The organism is Flavonifractor plautii ATCC 29863 (assembly GCF_000239295.1).
Taxonomy (GTDB): Bacteria; Bacillota; Clostridia; order Oscillospirales; family Oscillospiraceae; genus Flavonifractor; species Flavonifractor plautii.
Window position 1 is genome coordinate 1 of the sequence record NZ_JH417704.1, and the last position, 4609, is coordinate 4609.

General features: G+C 54.3%; 6 protein-coding genes. 1 reads left to right on the forward strand and 5 read right to left on the reverse strand.

Annotation, left to right across the window (positions count from 1 at the left end; genetic code table 11):
* Positions 1-120: 120 nt before the first annotated feature.
* From HMPREF0372_RS06345 to HMPREF0372_RS06355, 4 genes are all read right to left on the reverse strand, one after another.
* Complete coding sequence (locus HMPREF0372_RS06345; protein ID WP_007489940.1) at positions 121-1149, reverse strand: tyrosine-type recombinase/integrase; 1029 nt, start codon at positions 1147-1149, stop codon at positions 121-123.
* Positions 1150-1161: 12 nt separating this feature from the next.
* A complete protein-coding gene (locus HMPREF0372_RS06350) occupies positions 1162-1413 on the reverse strand; it encodes a hypothetical protein (RefSeq protein WP_007489941.1) in 252 nt (83 codons plus the stop codon).
* 118 nt (positions 1414-1531) lie between these two features.
* Complete coding sequence (locus tag HMPREF0372_RS19070; RefSeq protein ID WP_080568005.1) at positions 1532-1759, reverse strand: helix-turn-helix domain-containing protein; 228 nt, start codon at positions 1757-1759, stop codon at positions 1532-1534.
* A gap of 324 nt (positions 1760-2083) precedes the next feature.
* A complete protein-coding gene (locus tag HMPREF0372_RS06355) occupies positions 2084-2854 on the reverse strand; it encodes an NYN domain-containing protein (RefSeq protein ID WP_007489942.1) in 771 nt (256 codons plus the stop codon).
* 269 nt (positions 2855-3123) lie between these two features.
* On the opposite strand from HMPREF0372_RS06355, the gene HMPREF0372_RS06360 reads away from it, so the two are divergent.
* The gene (locus tag HMPREF0372_RS06360; protein ID WP_007489943.1) at positions 3124-3762 is read left to right on the forward strand and encodes an ImmA/IrrE family metallo-endopeptidase; all 639 of its coding nucleotides are present in this window, start codon (positions 3124-3126) and stop codon (positions 3760-3762) included.
* Between the two features lie 326 nt (positions 3763-4088).
* On the opposite strand, the gene HMPREF0372_RS06365 is transcribed toward HMPREF0372_RS06360, so the two are convergent.
* Positions 4089-4448 (reverse strand): helix-turn-helix domain-containing protein, encoded by a 360-nt coding sequence (locus HMPREF0372_RS06365; protein ID WP_007489944.1) that lies wholly within the window; start codon positions 4446-4448, stop codon positions 4089-4091.
* Between the last annotated feature and the right edge of the window lie 161 nt (positions 4449-4609).

Genomic DNA, 4609 nt, shown 5'->3' on the forward strand with positions numbered 1-4609 from the left:
GATTTAAGAAAATTTTAACCAGGTGCGGCTCTGGAGTGACTGGAACTCTAGGCGTGTAGGCAAAAAATGATACTAGCTCGTTACTAATACGTTACTAACGGCGGATTCCTGGTGATTTTGTCAGGCCAGCTTTTTCACCTCTTTGGCGAGATCGGCGGGGGTGGGATGAATGTAGGTGGCGGTGACATTTCCCTTGAGGGAGTGCCCCAGGAGTAGCTTCACCTTGATCTCGTCCACTCCGGCACGGCTTAGAAGGGTGGCGAAGGTATGGCGGCACCAGTGCGGGGTGGCCTCTGGTATGCCGAGCTGCTCTACCACTGGGGTAAACACCGAGATGCGGTAACGGTCGGAGGACATGCCTTTTTCCGCTGACAGCCATTGTTGCACGTAGGCGGAGATCTTGGGGTGGATCGGGATAATCCGGTCACGGCCTGCCGCGCTTTTCACGCCGCACTGGAGGTAGCCGCCATCCTCGGAGCGGTAAGCGAAGGGGGTAAGGGACAAGAACTCGCTGATGCGCAAGCCGGTATAGCACAGAACCATGGCCTCTGATGCGCCGGGAAACCCGGCCCTCGCCAGCTCCTCCAATTTGGCAAGCTGGAGATCATTGAGCGCCCCCTTTTTGACCTTGATGTCGACGGTGGGGATATCTAAATACCGGGAGTAATCCTTCCCAATAATATCACGTTTCATGGCGTAGGCGTGCAATGCGCGGATCAAAATTGCATCGTTATTGATGCTGGACTGGGAGCGGCCCTCGTCCTCACCCTCGTCCAGGATGGCCTGCCACTCGTCCAGGGTAACGCTGCGCATTTTACGGGCGGCGTAGCGAGAGACACGCTGGTTCCAGGATGCCTTGTGGGAGGCAACAGAGGATTTCCCGCTCCTGGGGTACTCCCGCTCCGACCAGGCGGTATAGACCTGTTCCACGGTCCAGGAGAGCATATCCGCACTGGGGGTCTGCCCGGCGGCAGCCTTGCGGTTATACTCCTCCAGCGCCTCCTGGGCTTCCTGGAGCTTGGCGTGGTAGCTCAGCGCCACCTGGCGCACATAGCCGTCTTTATCCCTGGCGGAGATCTTCACAAGATAGGGGCGCCGGCGGTTGCCTGAGAGCTTTACAATGGAGCCGGTGCCGTTTGCACGTCGCATGAGTAGGCCCCCTTATTTTTTGGCATGGCTGACAATCATCTCGGGCGGATTTAGGCCCCAGGAGACTTGCAGGGCGCTGTCCTGCCACAAAATGAGCTCCCGGCTGTAGACGCCGCACTCCACCCGAACGAGGCAAGAAGGGGCCTCCAGAGACGCAGAGACGCTGCCGCCGGGGCCTATACTGCCCAGGAGCTGCCCGTCCACATAGACGGAGACGCCGGTGCTGGCGAGTTCATTGTTGACCTGCATCACGGTGATTTTCATGGCGTTCACTCCTTGGTGTGATACAAATGTTCGATTTTGGCGTTTGAAGAGACCGGGGCCGTAGCCCCGGCTCATTTTTTGCAACGGTCATGTGGTGTCCAAGTTGGACACATTTTTGTTATCGGTTTACTTCTGGGTTATCTGTCCGGCCGAGCAGATAATCCACGGAACAGTCCAGGTAATCGGCGATTTTTGCAAGATTTTTTGAAAGCATATCATTTCCTTTTGACATCTGTGAGATAGTGTTAATCCCTAACTTGCAGTCAGACAGCATTTGTTTTAGACGGATGCCTTTTGATTTCGCATGTGTTTTTATTCGGTTTGCAATATCTTGTGATTCATACACAAAGCATCAGCTCCTTGGCTGTACAAGATGCCAAAAATCAATAAACTACGTGAATATAAGTTGACAATCACGGAATACGGTGATAATTTAACTACAGGTAACGACAGACAATGACAGCACAAGACACGTTACTCAAACAAGTGAATACCAGACGTGATACCCGTTTGGCGGAGAAGCAGGCATCCTGCGTGCCAAGCCATACGCAAAAACCGCCGAGGCCGACCCGGGGTACAGGGGTGGGATTCATGACAACTGGAAACGTTCGCTGTTCGATTCTAGGCGTTTTAAGAGACCGGGGCCGTAGCCCCGGCTCTTTGCTAGGTCTTAATTATCTTCAATTAACTCATGAACTGTACCGCCACCAGCCTCCAATTCTGCAATGGCTGCACGCAGGTGGGCCTGGTTGTCGTGGGAGGAGAAGGGGGCGGATGGAGGTGCATCCATTTTATCGGTGAGTGTCTCAACGGCATCCACATGCTCTATCATGGTGTGCTTCGGCCTCTGCTTCATGGGGTCAAGGATAAAGTCAAGGCCATGTTTCCGTGCCATTTTAATTACAGGAAGAAAATCACTGTCTCCGGCGATCAAAATGATCTGGTCAGCATACCGTCCCTGAGCGAGGGAAGCAACGTCAAGTCCCACCCGCATGTCAACGCCCTTTTGCTTCACGTCAATACGGAAATCATCTGGCATCAGGTCATCGACAGTCTTTGCGCGGGAGAGCAAATCGGCCAGCACGCTGTCCTTCAGAATGTAGGAAGCCGTGCTCTCAGCCAGTTCACCCATGCGCAACGCCATACGGTGCTTTTCAGACAAAAATTTGTAAAAATTATTTGACCATCTTGTTCCTGGCATAGTTGCGTAGTCGACTTCTGCACCGGTGAGCGGGTGGCGGAGCGTTCTGGTCATGGGGGGACAATCGTAGTAGAAAATGCGATACAGCTCCCTTGGCTCCTCCGGCTCTGTGATATGTAGCATACAATACTTGTAAAGCTCATTTGCGCGGTCGTTTGCAGATTTTTTCCCCCACAGGTCGGCGGATCGTACGCGGTAATAGCCGCCGTCAACCAGAATGGCGGTTCTTTTTGGCAGCATTGATAACAAAGCAACCCCTCCAAAGAAAAAACCCTTGAGGTCAGCACATCCCGAAAAGTAGGAGGCCTTGCCCAAGGGTTGAATAAATGGTGCGACGAGTAACTCTCGTTGCCCTTATATAATATGCCCTCGGATCGAATTTGTCAACCACAAATTTAACCACAGGTAAATCCTAGATGTGTCCAAGTTGGACACATTTTTTCACTTGCAATTATAGAACATCTGTTCTATAATTGCAACTACAATCGCTACAAATAGGAGGGGCGGATATGACTGCGTGGGAAGTGCTGTGGCGCTGTGGGATCTCTGAGCTGCCGGTTGACTTGGGACAGGTGTGCCGCAGGCTTGGCCTGGGGCTGTACTCCTACACACAGGGGTATGAGCTCCTGCGCCGGTACAACCTGACCCAGCATGTCCACGGGGCGGACGGCTTCCTGTTCCGAGAGGAGGACGGGCCGCTGGCGGCCATCTTCTACAGGCCCGAGCAGAGCCAGGGCCGCCGGTGCTTCACCATCGCGCACGAGATCGGCCACTTTGCGCTGGGGCACTGCCCCGCCGGGGGCAACACGGTGCGCCGCTCGGAGGCAGATAAGGACAGTCCCCAGGAGCGCGCGGCCGACCGATTCGCCTCCCAGCTCCTGGCCCCCTCCTGCGTCCTGCGGGGCCTGGGCCTGCGCACCCCCTTTGCCATCGGGCAGAGGTGCCGCCTGAGCATCCGCGCCGCCGAGGTGTGTGCCTCCCGCATGGAGCGGCTGCTGGCGCTGGATGCCCAGTACATGGCGGAGCGCGGCCGCTCCTACTTCTTCCGCTCCCCCTGGGAGTGGAGGATCTATCAGCAGTTTGAGCCCTTTATCCGGGCGGCAGCCGGGAAAACCCCTTGCGCTTCCGGTCGAAACATGGTATCTTAAAAGCGGCGTTGCCAGACAACAGCGGTCAGCCCTCTTGACGGAGGGCAGCTTCTTTGCCCTCCGATCCCACGAAAGGGGGGCTGCCCATGATGGTTACATACTCTGACTTGATTCAGATCGGTATCCTGATTGTCGGTATTATCGGCCTCTTTTTGAGCCATAAAAAGAAGTGACCGCCGGCACCCTGACAAGTTCGGCGATCACTTCAAAGACCACTAAGGGCTGACCGTGTCTGGCAACGCCCTCTTCTATGCTCAATTATAGCTGTTTACTGACCTGTTGTCAACCACAGGTTAAATCGCCGGTGTCCAAGTCGGACACATCCGCTACAGCTCCTCGTCGTCCAGATAGGGCATCACATCAAGCACCTTGCGCAGCGCCTCCATCTGCTCCTTGGTGTACGTCCGCTTGACGGCCTTTCCGTCGCGGCCCAGGATAATCGCATTTACCAGCTCGTCCTCGCTTTTCGGAGCGGGGGCGGGCTTTTTTTCGTTCCCAGTTAACAGGTACTCTACTGTAGTGCCCAAGGCTTCAGCGATTTTGGAGAGATATTTAGAATAAGAGGCCGATTTTCTGCGACGCCAGTTACTCGCAGTATCATCTGATACCCCTACCAGCTTGGCAAACTCCTGTTGTTCAATCGGCATTTTGTCAAGCAACCCAAAGATGCGGTCTACAGTATCCATGGGGCACACCTCACAGACGCAAAAATTTCGATTCTGATTTTGTATACAAATCACAAAAACGATATTTTTTCGTTTTTACGATTGACAACCGAAGAAACTGCGGTTATGATTTAACCACAGGTAAACCAGAGGGCGCGGCAACGCCCGGGGAACGAAATCTA

What these genes read in the sequence shown, in the direction of transcription:
- HMPREF0372_RS06355 (WP_007489942.1), bottom strand. Translation starts at nt 2,854, where the DNA reads ATGCTGCCAAAAAGAACCGCCATTCTGGTTGACGGCGGCTATTACCGC.
- HMPREF0372_RS06360 (WP_007489943.1), top strand. Translation starts at nt 3,124, where the DNA reads ATGACTGCGTGGGAAGTGCTGTGGCGCTGTGGGATCTCTGAGCTGCCG.
- HMPREF0372_RS06350 (WP_007489941.1), bottom strand. Translation starts at nt 1,413, where the DNA reads ATGAAAATCACCGTGATGCAGGTCAACAATGAACTCGCCAGCACCGGC.
- HMPREF0372_RS06345 (WP_007489940.1), bottom strand. Translation starts at nt 1,149, where the DNA reads ATGCGACGTGCAAACGGCACCGGCTCCATTGTAAAGCTCTCAGGCAAC.
- HMPREF0372_RS06365 (WP_007489944.1), bottom strand. Translation starts at nt 4,448, where the DNA reads ATGGATACTGTAGACCGCATCTTTGGGTTGCTTGACAAAATGCCGATT.